This window comes from Paenibacillus doosanensis (assembly GCF_025060755.1).
In the GTDB taxonomy this organism is placed as follows: domain Bacteria; phylum Bacillota; class Bacilli; order Paenibacillales; family NBRC-103111; genus Paenibacillus_S; species Paenibacillus_S doosanensis.
This window is the reverse complement of the sequence record NZ_JANYUY010000012.1, coordinates 29,551-45,349: the sequence shown is the minus strand read 5'-3', so window position 1 is coordinate 45,349 and position 15,799 is coordinate 29,551. Positions and strand designations below refer to the sequence as shown.

16 protein-coding genes are annotated in these 15,799 nt (G+C 53.5%); 6 read left to right on the top strand and 10 right to left on the bottom strand.

Going from position 1 to position 15,799, the window contains the following annotated elements; translation table 11 throughout:
* Positions 1 to 153: 153 nt before the first annotated feature.
* Genes N0M98_RS11350 through nikR form a run of 3 tightly spaced genes read right to left on the bottom strand, consistent with a single transcriptional unit; the run spans position 154 to position 2,886 of the window.
* Positions 154 to 1,818, bottom strand: coding sequence for a copper resistance CopC/CopD family protein (locus tag N0M98_RS11350; protein WP_249861515.1), 1,665 nt, complete (start codon positions 1,816 to 1,818; stop codon positions 154 to 156).
* Positions 1,819 to 1,854: 36 nt separating this feature from the next.
* On the bottom strand, positions 1,855 to 2,262 hold the full coding sequence (locus N0M98_RS11345) for a DUF2203 domain-containing protein (RefSeq protein ID WP_249861514.1): 408 nt from the start codon (positions 2,260 to 2,262) through the stop codon (positions 1,855 to 1,857).
* A gap of 54 nt (positions 2,263 to 2,316) precedes the next feature.
* Complete coding sequence (gene nikR, locus N0M98_RS11340; protein ID WP_259617937.1) at positions 2,317 to 2,886, bottom strand: nickel-responsive transcriptional regulator NikR; 570 nt, start codon at positions 2,884 to 2,886, stop codon at positions 2,317 to 2,319.
* Positions 2,887 to 3,138: 252 nt separating this feature from the next.
* On the opposite strand from nikR, the gene N0M98_RS11335 reads away from it, so the two are divergent.
* Both N0M98_RS11335 and N0M98_RS11330 read left to right on the top strand, forming a co-directional pair.
* Positions 3,139 to 3,483 (top strand): PadR family transcriptional regulator, encoded by a 345-nt coding sequence (locus tag N0M98_RS11335; RefSeq protein WP_259617936.1) that lies wholly within the window; start codon positions 3,139 to 3,141, stop codon positions 3,481 to 3,483.
* Positions 3,480 to 4,280: a permease prefix domain 1-containing protein gene (locus N0M98_RS11330; RefSeq protein WP_259617935.1), complete on the top strand. Its 801-nt coding sequence runs from the start codon at positions 3,480 to 3,482 to the stop codon at positions 4,278 to 4,280. The genes N0M98_RS11335 and N0M98_RS11330 overlap by 4 nt, the downstream gene beginning before the upstream one ends.
* Positions 4,281 to 4,774: 494 nt before the next feature.
* Here N0M98_RS11330 and N0M98_RS11325 read toward each other — a convergent pair whose 3' ends face one another.
* Positions 4,775 to 6,451: a diguanylate cyclase gene (locus tag N0M98_RS11325; protein WP_249861510.1), complete on the bottom strand. Its 1,677-nt coding sequence runs from the start codon at positions 6,449 to 6,451 to the stop codon at positions 4,775 to 4,777.
* Positions 6,452 to 6,542: 91 nt separating this feature from the next.
* A complete protein-coding gene (locus N0M98_RS11320) occupies positions 6,543 to 6,923 on the bottom strand; it encodes a response regulator (RefSeq protein WP_249861509.1) in 381 nt (126 codons plus the stop codon).
* Between the two features lie 213 nt (positions 6,924 to 7,136).
* Here N0M98_RS11320 and N0M98_RS11315 point away from each other — a divergent pair, with 213 nt between their 5' ends.
* Positions 7,137 to 7,526, top strand: a complete 390-nt coding sequence (locus tag N0M98_RS11315; protein ID WP_259617934.1) for a hypothetical protein — start codon at positions 7,137 to 7,139, stop codon at positions 7,524 to 7,526.
* A gap of 14 nt (positions 7,527 to 7,540) precedes the next feature.
* On the opposite strand, the gene N0M98_RS11310 is transcribed toward N0M98_RS11315, so the two are convergent.
* Complete coding sequence (locus tag N0M98_RS11310) at positions 7,541 to 7,930, bottom strand: gamma-glutamylcyclotransferase family protein (protein ID WP_375295474.1); 390 nt, start codon at positions 7,928 to 7,930, stop codon at positions 7,541 to 7,543.
* Positions 7,931 to 8,039: 109 nt separating this feature from the next.
* On the opposite strand from N0M98_RS11310, the gene N0M98_RS11305 reads away from it, so the two are divergent.
* Positions 8,040 to 8,180 carry an N-acetylmuramoyl-L-alanine amidase gene (locus N0M98_RS11305; RefSeq protein WP_249861507.1) on the top strand — a complete coding sequence of 47 codons (141 nt, stop codon included), beginning with the start codon at positions 8,040 to 8,042 and terminating at the stop codon, positions 8,178 to 8,180.
* 295 nt (positions 8,181 to 8,475) lie between these two features.
* The gene (locus N0M98_RS11300) at positions 8,476 to 9,237 is read left to right on the top strand and encodes a sulfite exporter TauE/SafE family protein (protein WP_249861506.1); all 762 of its coding nucleotides are present in this window, start codon (positions 8,476 to 8,478) and stop codon (positions 9,235 to 9,237) included.
* A 177-nt stretch (positions 9,238 to 9,414) separates the two neighbouring features.
* On the opposite strand, the gene N0M98_RS11295 is transcribed toward N0M98_RS11300, so the two are convergent.
* From N0M98_RS11295 to N0M98_RS11280, 4 genes are all read right to left on the bottom strand, one after another.
* Positions 9,415 to 9,702: a CD3324 family protein gene (locus N0M98_RS11295; RefSeq protein WP_249861505.1), complete on the bottom strand. Its 288-nt coding sequence runs from the start codon at positions 9,700 to 9,702 to the stop codon at positions 9,415 to 9,417.
* Between the two features lie 790 nt (positions 9,703 to 10,492).
* Entirely contained in the window at positions 10,493 to 11,284 is a 792-nt protein-coding gene (locus tag N0M98_RS11290; protein ID WP_259617933.1) for an alpha/beta hydrolase, read from the bottom strand.
* A 228-nt stretch (positions 11,285 to 11,512) separates the two neighbouring features.
* Positions 11,513 to 12,718 (bottom strand): histidinol-phosphate transaminase, encoded by a 1,206-nt coding sequence (gene hisC / locus N0M98_RS11285; protein ID WP_375295473.1) that lies wholly within the window; start codon positions 12,716 to 12,718, stop codon positions 11,513 to 11,515.
* Between the two features lie 280 nt (positions 12,719 to 12,998).
* Positions 12,999 to 14,591 carry a bifunctional metallophosphatase/5'-nucleotidase gene (locus N0M98_RS11280; protein WP_259617932.1) on the bottom strand — a complete coding sequence of 531 codons (1,593 nt, stop codon included), beginning with the start codon at positions 14,589 to 14,591 and terminating at the stop codon, positions 12,999 to 13,001.
* 219 nt (positions 14,592 to 14,810) lie between these two features.
* Between N0M98_RS11280 and N0M98_RS11275 the strand changes: the two genes are divergently transcribed.
* Entirely contained in the window at positions 14,811 to 15,779 is a 969-nt protein-coding gene (locus N0M98_RS11275; RefSeq protein ID WP_249861502.1) for a phosphate/phosphite/phosphonate ABC transporter substrate-binding protein, read from the top strand.
* Positions 15,780 to 15,799 lie beyond the last annotated feature (20 nt).

Genomic DNA, 15,799 nt, shown 5'->3' with positions numbered 1-15,799 from the left:
TTGGATCGGCGTCTAACCCTTCCTCTGGGATCGTTCTATGGGTAGACATTACTTTCGGGGGAGCCCCCGGATTTCCACAGATATGGCTGCGCATCATTTCCTAAACAATAAAAAAACCCAACCGGACTCCTTTGTCCCGGTTGGGTTTTGCCGTTAATACAGACGGATTTGCTTATCGTATACCGTCTCGTCATCGTTGCTGTCCATAACGCGAACCTCGATATCCCAATAGCCGGGATACGGCAGATAAGCGCCGCTTGCTTTATACGTATACTTTTTTAAACCGCCGAAATTATCTTCTATGCTGTTGTCCTCCGCGTATTCGAGCGGCACCTCGATAGGGGCGATATCCTTGCTCTTCGCATCATGCAGCTTCAAGATCATCTGTTTCGGCTTGCCGAGCGGTTCGGGCAGCCATACCTTCACCGTAAACTCGTTTACTCCCGGCACGTTCGGCGTAATCTGCGCCGTCATATGGATTTTGTCCCCCATCACATGCCAGTTCAGCGGTTCGTTGGCCGGCAGCGGCGTCAAATAGGTGAACACGCCGACAATGGCGACGATGAGGAGCGACAACACCGCATCGGTGCGCAGTAGGAGGCCGATTTTGCGTTCCCCGCGTTTGCGGTATACGAAGCGCAGGCAGCCGGCGGTGATAACGACCAGAACGACCAGGGCGCTTTTGGCGAGCAGCAGCTTGCCCCACTGCGTTTCCAGCACGTACTCGATATCGGGCAGAAAGATAACCGTCGACAATATGCCGGAAGCGGTTAGCAGCAGAATTGAAGCTAATGCGGCTCCGGAAAAGCGCGGGAAGAAGGCCAGTCCGTCTTCCTTGCGCTTGCGCCACAGCACCAGCAGCATCCACAGCCCGCCGACCCAGAGCGAAGCCGCGGCCAGATGAATCATATCCAGCAGCAGCGTCTGCTTAAGCGGCTCGAACGCCGCCGCATGCCCGTTCAAGCTTTTCGCCAGACAGATCAGACCCACCCACAGCAGGTCCAGCCATAGGCTGCGGTGCAGCACGACGAAGCTGAGCAGCGACAGCAGCAGCGAAACCATCCATACATACCCGATCCACGTCTGCGTGAAGATAACCGTCAGCGCTTCGGGTCCGCCGTCGCCGATTAAGGCGAACACATGAGTAAACATAAAAAAGAGAAAGGCCAGCAAATATCCTCGCTGAAGCTGGGTGCCCCAAGACTTCAGCGCATCCAGCGTCTCCGGGCCGAAGCCGCCGAAGCGCAGCCATAAGAGCCAGCCGCAGAAGGCAAGCATCAATGCGTAATATAAAATGCGCGAAATGAATTGCATGATATCGACGAAACCTATCTGAGCGGACAATCCGTGCGAGTGGAGATGCTGCATCGTCGGCGATGCTTCGATAGGCTGCTGGCTCAAGCTCTGTCCGACCGCAAACAAGTAGGTTCCTTCGACCGGGTGCCCGTCCGCCGAAATGATATGATACGTTACCAAATAGCTTCCTGAAGACAGCTTGGGTAAATCGAGAGATACCGTCGTCCGGGTCTCGTTCATCCGCGCCTTGTTCTCCGTTACCTGCTTTTTGTTGTTGTCAAATACTTTGATATAAAAAATGCCGTCTTCCAATCGCTCGTTAAACGTAAGCTCGACCCTCTCCGGCGCTTGGTCCAGCTCCGCGCCCGATGCCGGCGACGAACTCACAAGCGTTGCATGAGCCGAGGCCTGCTCCGGCAGCGCGGCGAAACCGATTCCGAGTAATAAGATCAAACAACAAAGCATTTGGACGAGCCGCCCGCTCTGCGCGTGACGAAGCCGTTCATAAACGACCGATTTCATGATATTCACAATCCCCCTTTGACCGCAACCGCCGGACTACTCTCCCGTAAGCTTCTTTCTTCCCGCATATCCGTCGTACAGTCCGTGATAATGCTGCACGCTCTCTTCGCCTTGGCGCCAGCACAGAAGCACTTCCTCCCCGTTCAACAAGGCAGGGAAATCGACGAGCCCCATATCCACGTCCTTCAATTGAATTCCGTTCAGCTCGAAGCTTTGCATGACCGCATTGCCTTCGACTTGCAAAAAGTCCATTTCGCATTCCAATGTAAAGTACGGGTCCACTTGGGATGCGCCGCCCTTTTGCTTATGATAAGCCTTGAGCTGATGCAATTCCTCGTATTTCTCGCGAAAACGGCGTTTAATATCCTGCAGCTTGGCCAGCTCCTGCTTCACAAGCGGCAGCATCGCATTGGCCTCAGCCAGTGTAAAATACGTTTTGGCCATAACACACCTCCGATAAAGGTACTTCTTGACAACCCGGCGGCGGACCGCCCTTCGCTACTTGATTCGAGGAGCCTCGCCATCCTCATCAGGACGAGAGTGAAGCGCGCCTTTGGAATCGTGCTCATGCTCGTGACTGTGCGGATGATCGTGATTATGACTGTGGCTATGATCATGCGCGCCGCTGTGAGCGCTGTTAGCATGTACCTCCGCATCCATATGCGTCACCGAAAGCTCGGCATAAAATACGCCCTTCAACACCTGAATCCGCTGCTGAAGCTCGCGCAGCCGGCTGACGACGCCGCGCACCACAATCACCTCCAGGCATTGAAGATGATTCAAATGAATATGCATCGTCGAGTTGATCTCCTGATGGTATTCGTGCTGCAGCTCCGTCAATACGATCGGCAAATCGCTGACATGATGGTCATATACCATGACGATCGTTCCGGCAGCCATCTGCTCGGGATGAATGTTAGACGGCGCCAGCAGCGCCTTGCGCACAAGATCCCGTATCGCCTCCGAGCGGTTATCGTAGCCTTGCTCCTCCAGCAGCGCGTCGAACTGCTCGATGAGCGATTGCGGCATGGAAATGCCGAATCGGACCAATGCGTCCTTCTCGCTCATTTGCCTCGCTCCCCTTTCCGTTTAATCCCTCGTATCCTTGCTGCCGCGCATGCGGCAATGCTTCTTTTAATGTAGCATACTCGGGCGGAGCTAACCAAACTTTTCACCGTAATGTCATACTCTGGACATAACGGGCTTAACGCGCATTCGCCTTCATATCTATTGCTTTATTCAGTACTATATATTATTATGTACTTAACAACACTAAGTTCGCTCGCTGCTATGGTTCGTTGCAAGGAAGGATGAATGCCCGTGGAAATCGATAAAGAAATATTAAAAGGCCATATCGACACGATCCTGCTGTCGCTGCTAAAAGCGCAGCCGATGTACGGCTACGAGCTGTCCAAGCTCGTTCGCGAGCGCAGTCAAGGCCGTTTCGAGCTTAAGGAAGGCACCTTGTACTTGGCGCTGAAGCGGCTTGAGAAAAACGGCTATATCGAGTCGTACTGGGGTGCGGAGGAAGAATCCGGCGGAGGCCGGCGCAAATATTACCGCATTCTCGACACCGGCGGCGTGCGCTTCCGGCAAAAGCAAGCCGAATGGCATTTCGTCAAATCCGTTATGGATACATTTATTAAGGAGGAAGCCGAACTATGAGCAACCCTATCGACCGGTATATCGATTCCTTGTACCGGGATTACGACGCAGGCTCGGCCGAGCTGACGGAGCTGAAGGCCGAAATGAAGCAGCATTTGCTGGACGCGGTCCGCGATTTGAAGGCGCAAGGATACACCGACGAGGAGAGCGCCAAGATCGCTCTGGATCGCTTCGGAGACGAAGACTCGCTCTCCGCCGAGCTGCAGGCTTCGTTCAAGCTGCACCGGACATTCGCCCGCGGCCTGCTCTACGCCTCGCTCGTCTTCGCGTTCATCGGCATCGTCGTTGCCGGGTGGTTTCTGCAAAGAGACTATCACGCTTCAAGAGAGCATTCGGCGCTCACTCTCGGTATCGGCACTATGCTGAAGGAGCAGACCGCGATCACCCCGCAGCTCAAGGAAGAGCTGGATTCTTTCGCATCGCAGCATATGTACGGCACCCGTTATATCGCCGTGTTCCAGAACCCTTCGAACGACCCGATATTTCCCCAGCCGCTTGACCGGGCGGTCTATATATATCCGCCCGATGCGACGCACGATACCGAGAGCGGCATGGGCGGGGGCACGGATGGATACTGGTCGACCCAAGCCCAGCAAGAGCGCTTTGTGACGAGAGGCTACGGAGCCGGCTGGTCCCTTCCGTTCTTTGCGGCCTATTGGCTGCTGTTTGCGATATGGGGCTTTGTGAACGCCTACCGCGAACGGCGGTTGACCATCATTTGGGGCGCGGCTTTCGCCTGCCTCAACGTCTTCGCCTATCTCTTGTTTCGTATCCGCCGCAAATGGCTTTATCATTAGACATTAATAGACTCCCGAGTAGGTCCAATTAACTATTTTTCTTTCGTAAGGAACGCCGCAAGTCCCCCGTTCGTGCCGGCCGGATCGGGCTGAAATCAGCCTCCACAGCGGGGATTCCGACTCGCCTATATATTGTGGAAGTACTTTCATAATCGACAAATATCATTTTTTGCGGATTCGTAGACTGCTCTCTTACGGAACGGGCCGGGCTCGGCATTCAAGGCCTGCACCGCACAACCGCTTTGCCGCCATTAGGCTTATACAGCTGCTGGCATGCGCCTTCTGTTTTCAGGACGGCCGCATGCTTTCCAATGAACGGCTGAAAAAGCTCGGCTTGGAAATTTTATATCCCGAAATCTCCGATCATCCGATGAAATGGGACGACTTGTTAGAAAGCGGACGGACGCCGGCCCCGTACACGCCGAAAGCCCGGTTTCGCTTAACATACAGCGAAACCGGGCTTTTAGGTTACCGTCATCGACCGTGCAGACCGCTTACAGATTAAGCAGCTGCCTTACTTTAAATTCCAGCTCCACCATCGAGAACGGCTTATGCATGAATACGTTCACGCCGAGCGAGAGCCCCTTCGACAGATCGTCCTCCCGGGTCCGCCCGGACAGCATCAGAATATGCATATCCTTCGGCTTGGCTTCTTCCAGCTCCAGCCTCTCCAGCAGCTCGAATCCGCCCAGATTGGGCATTATGCTGTCAAGAATGCACAGGTCCACCTGCTGCTGCTTGATCAGGACGTAAGCTTCCTCGCCGTCCGCCGCTTCAAGAAACGTAATCGGCAAATGCTGCAGCTTCGACATGAGAATCGAACGCAATATTCGGTCGTCATCGGCGATAAGCACCACCGTCTTCCTTCCTTGGGCGCCTTCCGCAATTCCGTCCTCCCCGCCCATCTCCTTGGCATACTGCAGCACCTTGTTTCTCCCGCATTGCTTGGCCGCGTACATCGCATCGTCGGCGCGTTTGATCCACTCTTCCACCGTCATGTCCTCCGACCACTCCGCCACTCCCGCAGAGAAGGTAATATAGTAGGACTGTCCGTCATTTTGAGTGACCGGCTCATTGCGGGTCAGCTGCAAAATGCAATCAATCGATTTTTGCGCGTCCTGCGCCGTGCTGCCCGGGAGAACGACGACGAACTCCTCGCCTCCGAAACGGGCGATCAAGTCCGTCGCCCGCAAATGATTTTGCAGCATATGCGCCAAGCCTTGAAGCACCAGGTCGCCGATATGATGGCCATGCGTGTCGTTAATGGACTTGAAGCGGTCTATATCGATAAAGACGAGGGAAATCGGCGTCGGATAACGGCGTATCCGCTGCAGCTCGACTTGAATCTGATGATCGAAAAAGCGCCGGTTATAAGCGCCCGTAAGCGGATCGCGAAACGCCATCTGCTCGAAGCTCTTCGTTCTTTTCAGCAGGCTGTATATTCGCGCGCTCAATTCTTCATATTGAAACGGTTTCGTAACGAAATCATCGGCGCCCAAATAGAAGCAGCGCACCTTATCCTGAATATCATCCCTTCCGGACAGAACGACCAAAGGAACCCATTTTAAGGTTGGATCTTCCTTAACGAATTCAAACAGCTCGTATCCGGATTGAGGGTGCATCATAAGATCCAGCGTGATCAGATCGTAAGAGTGCTCGCGCAGCAGCTTCTGCGCAGTCGCAACGTCGGAGGCATGGTCCACCTCATAGCCTTCCAGCTTCAGCCGCCTTACCAGATAGGAGCGCAGCACCTCATCGTCATCGATAATCAGCAGCCTGCCTCCGGACGGCGTCATCGTCGTTTTGCCGAATTGCTCCTGCTGCTCGTCGAGCTCCATCTCCTGCTCATAGAGACCGAGCTCCATAACCAGTTGACGCTTCCACCTCTCGCCGGCTTGAACCGCTTGGTAAAACTGCGCGCGCACGGTATGCGAACCGAGGATGCTTTCTTGGTCTTGCGCCCATTCCCATAAATGCACGAGATTCTCCGCAGCCGATCCGATCCGCTCGAATTCGAACATCGGCGCACTGCCCTTGATCGTATGGACGATCCGATATATTCGTTTGGCCGTATCCGCCGTGCGTTCCCCGACAGGCGCGCCATGCAGTTCTTCAAGCTCCTTGAGCTGTTTGCGAAGCTCCGAGACGTATCGTCTACGTCCCTCCTTCATCAGTCTAGCTTCCTTCAGCAAGCGTTCCTCAGGTGATGAATGACGCAAACCTTTCACTTCCAGTCATTTCGTAATAGATATGTATAGACGCTTATTGCCCGCCCTCTATTAACTGTCCGACGGTATCGACCAGCTGCAGCGGGCTGAACGGTTTCACGATATAGGCGGTGACTCCGGCCGACTTGGCTTTCTCCCGGTCTTTCTCCAGAGCTTTGGCCGTCAGCAGGACGACCGGCGTGTTCTGATTCGGGTTCGGCTCTTTGCGCATCCATTCGCATACTTCGACTCCGGTGTATTCCGGCATCATATAATCCAGAATAATGAGATCGTACCGGCGGTTCCGAATGTGCTCCAAAGCTTCCTTGCCATCCTCCGTTTCCGTAATTGCGTAGCCCTCGTCGGCTAATGTTTCCGTAAGCAAAAAACGAAGAGCCAATTCATCATCGGCGAGTAAAATACGGTAATCAGGCATCGCGGCAGTCTCCTTAATTCCCTAACAATTTGCTTTATTATACCATTTTACATCCCTGACAGTATGTAAAATTTCATACAGTTATAATGTCAATTTTATAACACAACCGTTTCTCCTTCTTAAGAACTATGTTAAAATAAGGTTATCTTCCATTTTACAATATTTTTTTAAAATATTTAGTTACTGAGAACTATTGAAAGGAGATGGAAAGTCTTGAGTGATTTAGAGCTTTTAATTAAAAAAGTTTCACGTTACGTCTCCTTCGGTCAGCCCGTTTCCTCCGGTTCCGTCATCAATCAGCGCATATCCGATCCTCGGGTTCCCATATCCGCCTGTTATATGTCGATGAAGCTCATGAATGAACAAGAGCATTACTATTACGAAATCTGGCTTAAAAAGGAAGGTATGTTCGCCGTTACGGAAGCATGGTATAAAGAAACGACCGTATCCCGGAGCTTGCTGTACGACGATCTGACCTACGAACAGCTTGCCGAAGTATACGGCGATGAAGACAGCCGCACCGTAATCATGCGCATGAACGAGATCATCAAAAAATCCGAGAATGAAGATTGGCATCGGATGTTAGGATCAAGAAGAGTTTAGGGAGTCGCTCTCCCTCAAACTCTTTTTTTATTCCGGTGAATGCTCCAAGACCCTCCTTCGATGACAGGGCAGCCTCTCGGCTCCTCCCATACGTAGACCCATCCCTCGCGACCGCTCATCAAAGCATCTTGTATCCACACACGATCATACAAATTGCTGCGTCCCGGGCCGAAATAATCCTCCAGCTCATCCATCGCCGCAAGCCCTTCTTCGCTGACCGTAAACCATTCTCCGCAGACCAGTCCGTCTCCTTGCAAAATCAAGGCCGGATAAGGCCCGTAATCGCACAAGATGCCGCGGACCGCTCCCGGCTCGGCCGAAAGCAAATAAGGAGCCGCTACATGATGATTACTCTCCCCGGTCATCAGTGTGCCATAGACGAAAACGGAAATCAAATGCTCCACCTTCCTTTTTAAAAAGAAAGCAAATGGGCGCCGCGGCGGACGATTGCACCGGACTTCCCAAGCCTCTCTCGCATACAGTATAACAGAATCCCAGAAGGGAGTTGACCCGATGCTTAGTACAGAAGATGCCAATAAGATCATTTTATTCTTGTCCGCCGCTTACGGCTGCACGGATTCCAAAGAAGCCCAGAACGAATTTCACCGCTTGGCCAATGAGCTTCGCAAAGCGTCCGGACAGCCTGAAGAATAAGTATGAACCGGTTTCGCGGGTTCAGTCCAAACCGGACTGAAGCTTGCCCGCCGAAGCGCCGAAGAACGGCCGAACCGCCGCTTTCGATAGGACAACCTCGCCGCCGCTTCCTGCCGGGAAGCCGGCGATTTTTTCATTCACGCGCCGGCATCGCCGTTCATATAGTAAGTTAGCTTGCGCCTAAAGCCGGAATTTTTTATGCAAAATGATAAAACACATATTGCCGATAACCTTAGTAGGAATTATAATAAACACATACTTATTCAGAGCATACGAATGCATGGGGTGGAGATCAATGGATTGGAGCATTGCACTAATGGGGCTGCTGGTCGGCCTGCTGGTCGGATTGACCGGTGTCGGCGGAGCCGCGCTGTTAACGCCGATACTTGTGTTTTTGGGCATTCAGCCTACCGTTGCCGTTGCGACCGACTTGTTTTACAACTCGATAACGAAGCTGTTCGGAAGCATTCAGCATTACCGCCAAAAAACGATCAATTTCAAGCTGACCGGCTACTTGGCCGCAGGAAGCGTGCCGAGCGCTATCGCTGCCATCCTGCTTTTGGAGCTGTATCCTCCCTTGCATGCGATTCAGGAGACGATCGTCAAGCATGCTCTCGGCATCGTCCTCATTATCGTAGCCGTCCTGAGCATCGCCAAGCAGTGGATCGGCCGCTTGGACACCAACCGCCTGTCGGAGAAACCGCTGGAGGAGAAGAAGCGGCTGACGATCGCCATCGGCGCGCTGCTCGGATTCATCGTCGGGATGACTTCCATCGGCTCGGGCTCGCTGTTCGCCCTGGCCATGATGTTCTTCTTCCGTCTCGGCGCCGCCGAGCTCGTGGGCACCGATATCGCCCATGCGTTTCTCCTCGTTTCGGCCGCCGGCATCATGCATGCGGGCTTCGGCAATATCGATTATCATCTGGCCTTGAATCTGCTGGCCGGCTCCGTTCCCGGCGTGCTGCTCGGCAGCGGCTTGTCTGCCAAACTGCCGGCCAAACCGCTTAGAACGTTTATGGCCGCCATCATTCTCATCAGCGGGCTTAAGCTGATTTAACTCGGGACGCCCGTTCCCGTAAGCCGGCCCTTCGAGCCCGGAGCGATTCCCCGTGCCTGCAGCTATCGTCCGGCGGATTCGCCGTTTGTCCGGGCCAAGAAAAAAAGCCTTAGGATGATAATCCCGGCTTTTTTTTTCGTTTATATCGAACCCATTATGCGGCCTGCCGGCTTCCGGCTAATGCTGCCTGCCGACGGCCACGCGGGTTTTCACAATAATTTTACGGATGCTGTCCTCGGACAAATGATATTTTTGAATCAGCTCCATGACGGTCGAGCCGTTCTCATAGAGCCGGTAAATTTCGTGATTGCGCCGCTGGATCGTCTGTCTCGTTCCGTTGTTCTCGCCCCAGCCCGCGCGAGTCTGATCTTTCTTCGGGATATAGATAATCTCGCCCTGAATGTAATCCTGCAGCTGCTTCAGCAGGCTAGGGGGAAGAATATCCTTTCCGTTCTTGTAACCCATAGATGAATGCCTCCTTCCGTGCATTAGTCGCATGCGCCGCCGTGAAAGAGATAAGCATTTTCATCTTTACACCTCCTAAGAGTTTTCGCTCCGCCGAGCCGCGTTTTTCGCAGCCGCAGCCGAACCTTTAGTAACGTTAGGGTCATCCATGAAAACAAAAAAACACGATCTGCCGTATCGTGCCTGGGTGCCATACTATATGTCATGGTTCATGTCAATGACGTCAGGTGACGGTGATGGGAAAATGCTTATTCAGTTCAGCCAAAACCCTTTTTTAGTTGTTGTGAATTCAAACATCGAAGCCACTCCTTTCGTCATATTTTCATGATTCCAATTACTTCCTAATCGATTATACCCTATGTAAGGTATTCATGTCTATTCATGTTTTTTGGGAAAAGTAGGGGGAGGCTTTGGGGGCCTCCCCTGTTTTACCGCCAGGAATATGCGGCATCCTTATAACGCTGAGGCGATAAGGAGGAGCACGTTCCCTCCGGCGGCAAAACAACCGCTGACGCGGCCGCCTATCCTTGTGGATCGGCGTTATGGTTATGGAGTCTCTGCATTAAGCAGAGACCACCTCCGGTTGTGTAATCATGTCTGCGATCACTCCTTTCTTTGAGTGTTAGCTGGCCTGCTACAACTATTATTTACTCATATTTACAAATTCAGCTCAAGCGAAAAAATCGTTATAATGAATTTCTCCTTGCCAAGCCCTTCCCTTGCCGATTCCTTGCCAGATGGCAGCGCCGGCTTCTCCGCCGTTCCGTTACGCGCTTCCGCCGCAGCCTTCCTAAAATCCGCGCTGCTGAAGCCACGAAGCGCATACTTCCGTCCAAGCTCTGACGCCCGGCTGCTCCCCGGCAAGACCGAGGCCGTGCCGGCCGCTTTCGAATACATGAAGCTCGAAAGGCACTTTATTGCGGCTGAGCGCGCTGGCGAACAGCAGCGAATTTTCTACCGGGACCGAAGCATCGTCGGCCGTATGCCATAGGAAGGTCGGCGGCGTATCCTCGGTAACCTGAAGCTCGCTCGACATCAGCTCCACCAGCGCCCCGTCCGGATGCTCGCCGAGCAGGTTGCTGCGCGAGCCTTGATGGGCATGCGCGCCAAAGCTGATTACAGGGTAACAGAGCACGAGCAAATCCGGCCGGGAGCTGAACCGTTCGACCGGATCTTCCGCATCGGAGCGTCCCGCGTCATAGTGCGTTCCGGCGGAGGAAGCGACATGACCGCCCGCGGAAAATCCCAGTATGCCTACGCGGCCCGGATCGACCTTCCACTCCGACGCGCGGCTGCGCACCGTCCGGATCGCGCGCTGCGCGTCCATCAACGGATTCGGATGACGGTAAGGCGCCACCCGGTAATGAACGACGAACGCCGAAATGCCCAGCGAGTTGAGCCACAACGCCACAGGCTCTCCCTCATGCTGCGCCCGGCGCGCGTAACCGCCGCCGGGGCATACAATAACCGCGGCGTTCGGTCCGCCGTTTCCTTCCGCCAAATAAGGAACCAAGGTCGGCAAATCTTCCGGCTCGTTCCCCAGCGCATTCGGTGTGCCGTCGGGCCATAACAACAAACTCATCGTAACTTCCTCCCAGCATCGTTATCGAAATCTATGATTCGATCATACTATAACCGGTAAAATACGGAAACCGTATTTTTTTATTGTTTAGGAAATGATGCGCATCCATTTCCTGTGGATATCCGGGGGCTCCCCCGAAAGGAATGTCTACCCATAGAACGATCCTAAAGGAAGGGTTAGACGCCGATCCAGCTTAGGCTGGATGCGGACGGAATAAGCTTCAGAGCATCACGTCACTACCCTGGAAATTACTCTTGGTACCCCATTTCCATTGTCTGTGGTGCCGCGTAGCGGCATGGATGGCTTTTGGGGGATTTGTTCCGCTGCGGCAAGAAGAGCGGATAACTGCTCAATGAAAAATTCATTTTCTTCCTTCGTCCCGACGGAAACCCGAATATGATTCGTAAGCCCCCAAGCCCCGCCATAGCGGACGATCACGCCGCGCCGCATCAGCCGGTCGTACATTTCCTTGGCTCCCGGCCCCAAATCGGCCAAGATGAAATTGGTCATGCTTTCGGTATAGCTCAGACCAAGCCGGCGGAAAGCGGCGTACAACTGCTCGCGCCCTTCGGCGTTCACCGCTCTCGATCGGCCTATATGCTCATGGTCGGTCATCGCCGCCTTGGCCGCTTCCTGCGCCAGCGAATTGACGTTGAACGGCTCTTTCACCTGCAGCACGCTGTGGATAATTTCCGGCGACGAGACGCCGAAGCCGACGCGGATGCCGGCAAGCCCGAAAATTTTGGAGAACGTCTGCAGCACGATAACCGGATAGCCTTGGCGCACGAATTCAAGTCCGTCGGTATAATCGTCCGCAGAGGCGAAATGGCTGTAGGCGGAATCGACCATCACCAGCACATGCTTGGGAAGCCCGTCGAGCAGACGCCTCAGCTCCGGCTTAGGCAAATACGTTCCCGTCGGATTGTTGGGAGTGCAGAGAAAGAGCATCTTCGTCTTCTCCGTGACCGCTTGCAGGAGCCGGTCGACATCGTATTGATAGTCGTCATTGAGCGGCACCGAAACGGGCTCCGATCCCATCAAATAAGTCCCGAATTCATATTCGCTGAAGGTAGGAGACGGCATGATCACCTCGTCCCCCGCCTCTAGGAACGCTTCCGCCACCAGCTTGATCAGTTCGTCCGCCCCGTTCGTGACGATAATTTGCTCCGTCGACACGGAAAGCTCGGCGGCGATCACTTCATTCAGCGCCTTCGTTCCGGCATCCGGGTAACGGTGAATTTCCGGCAAGCAGGCAACGATCGCCTCCATCGCTTTCGGAGAAGCGCCTAGCGGATTTTCGTTCGATGCCAGCTTCACGACCTTATCGATTCCAAGCTCCTTCTGCACTTCCCAGATCGGCTTGCCGGGAGAATAAGGCTTCATATTGCGCAGCGCCTCGCGGGCCTGCACCTGAAATTCGGTTTGTCTCATCATCAACAGCTCCTTCAACATTCGCTTTCACGCTACAACTCGATATTACACTAATATATTAACTTAGTAAAGCGTTGGAATGGTAAGTTGACACAGTAGACGTATGGTGAAAACATCCGCTGCGGCGCCCGTTTGCCTCTTCCATCCGCCATTGAAATCGGATTAGAGACGATAAAGCCGCCCTCCGGTATGGAATGGCGGCCTCATATTTTCAGATTATTGAGCGTCCGAACCATGCGGCGAACACGTCCGCACAGGCGGCCATTCGCTCTTCCAAGCGCCGCTAAGCTTCGTCCCAGACGACTTCCCAGTTCGCATTCAAGGACGCTTCGATCGTGCCCTTCTCCATAATATAGGTGGCCAGCAGCTCGGCCATATCCGTCGGAATATCGCGTACGACCGGCTTGCCCTGGAACATCGTATAATTGCCTCCGCCGGCCGCGCGGTAATTGTTCATAACGACATCGTACTCGGCGTTCATGTCCAGCGGTTTACCCCCGTAATTCAGCAGCACCACGCGCTCGCCCTCGGGACGGGAGATGTTCAGCTTGTATTCGATGCCTTCCCACATGTCATAGTTATAATGCTGCGGCTTCGGCTCGCTGAAGGCGGGGTTCACCTTAACCTCTCCTCCGTCATAGCGGGCAAAATAAGAAGCAGACCGCTCCAAAGCGTCCTTGATGTCTTGACCGCTGATGCGGATCACCTGCAGCGTATTCGGATAAATGTAGTTGGAGACGATATCCCGCATCGTAATGTCCGGGGGAAAACCCGGAGATATATTATCGAACAAAGCGGTGTTGGAGATCGGCGCACCGGACAGCTCCATCTGCACCTTGTTAATGAACTCGATCAACGGATGCTCCTTCAGTCTGACCCCCATCGGGTCGGTCACGCGCATATCGCCGAGCAGCTTGCCGATCGGCTGATCAAGCCATTGCTGCGTCAGCTTCTCGTGAGGCTCGACCAGCTCCAGAATCGCCTTCACGGCTTCCTCTTCACCCGGAGGCAGCAGCTCCGACGACGCGTCCGCGATCGTCCACCGGCCTTCCCGTTTCTCCAGGCGCAGCTCGACTTTGCCGAGATACGTCCCTTGACTGCCCGGCTGAATGACGGTCACTCCGTTAATGCGGCAATCGGCGATCGTCCGATGCTGATGCCCGGTCAGCAGCACGTCGATTCCTTCCGTTTCCCGGCATAGCGCATACCCGAGATTTTCCCCGGTCAACGGTTCCGTCGGCTCTCCGGTCGCCATATCCCGCTCGAAACCGCCGTGGTAAGAGACGATCATCACGTCCGGCTGCTCCTCGCGGCGGATTCGGCCGACCCATTCGCGCGCCGTGTCGAGAACGTTCTCGAACCGCAGTCCCGCGATATGCTCCGGCTTTTCCCAATTCGGAATATACTGCGTCGTCAGCCCCAGCACGGCGATCTTGACTCCGTTCGTCAATTCAATTATGCGGTACGGCTTCCCAAAAAATGGCTCGCCGCTTGCGGCATCGACAATATTCGCGCTCAACCACGGAAAATTCGATTCCTTCGCCGCTTTCTGCAGCAGCTCCAGGCCGTAGTTGAATTCATGATTGCCGATGACTGCCGCATCGCAGCCGATCAGGTTCAAGCAGCCGATCATCGGATTCGGCGCCTCCCCGTTCAGCTTGGCATGATGGTACGCCAGCGGCGTTCCTTGAATCAGGTCGCCGTTATCGATATAGACGACATGTTCGTTCCTGCGGCGCTCTTTTTCGATCAGCGAAGCGATTTTGGCCAAACCCGTGGAAGTCGGCTCATTATTTGCATATTGAATGGGCAACATAGTCCCATGAAGATCGCTTGTTTCCAGTATAATCACATGACAGCTTTGCTCGTTATTCATACGTTCGAATCAGCTCCGTATCTCCAAATTCCTCTTTTCACAAAAGAGATTTGTTCTCACTATACCAAAAAGATGCGGGATCGAGCAATTGCGACGGGTCTTAACATTTTTTTGATATCGAAGAGGCCAGGTTAATAATTTTTTTACTGTCCATCTGGGTATATTGTGCTATAGTAGATGTTGGATTCGAAACCATAATTAACAGGAGGTCAAAAATTTATGTTGAAAAAGGTTGCAGCAATCAGCTTATCGCTCCTGCTGTCCGCGGGAATTGCGGCTGGCTGTGCGAAGAAAGAGGCGGCTACTCCGTCCGGGACGCCAGCTCCTGCTGACAAAAAAACAGAAACAGCGCAAGGCTACGTTCCTAAGGAGCTGACAGTACAATTCGTGCCTTCGCAAAGCGCGGAAACGCTCGAAGCCAAGGCCAAGCCGCTTGAAAAGCTGCTCAGCGACAGACTGGGTATTCCGGTCAAAGTATCCATCTCGACGAACTACAATACGATCATCGAAGCTATGGCTTCCAAAAAAGTCGACATCGGCTTCCTGCCTCCTACAGGCTACGTGATGGCTCATGACGATAAGAAAGCCGCGGATCTCTTGCTGCAAGCTCAACGTTACGGCGTTGACGATGCAACGGGTCAAGAAGATAAAACTAAGCTGGTCGATTCCTATAAATCGATGATTATCGTAAAAAATGATTCGCCGATCAAAACGATCGCAGACTTGAAAGGCAAGAAAGTCGCTTGGCAGGACGTTACTTCTTCCGCAGGCTACATATACCCAGGTCTTGAAATGAAGAAGAACGGCGTCGATCCCGATAAAGACGTTAAAGGAATCACGGTCAAAGGGCATGACAAAGGCGTTCTGGCCGTACTGAACGGCGAAGTCGACGCTGCTGCGATCTTCCAGGATGCGCGCACGACGGTAATGAAGGACGTTCCGGACGTATTCTCGAAAACGCGCGTACTGTTCTTCACCGCTCCGATTCCGAACGATACGATCAGCGTTCGTACCGACATGGACCCTGAATGGCGCAAAAAAATCGCCGACGCGTTCATTGCTATCGGCAAAGACCCTCAAGGTCAACAAATTATTTATGACGTATACTCCCACCGCGGCTACACGACTTCCGACGACAGCAAATTCGACGTCGTACGTGACGCCAACAAACAAATGGGCGGCAAATAAGAAACAAACACCCTCAAAAT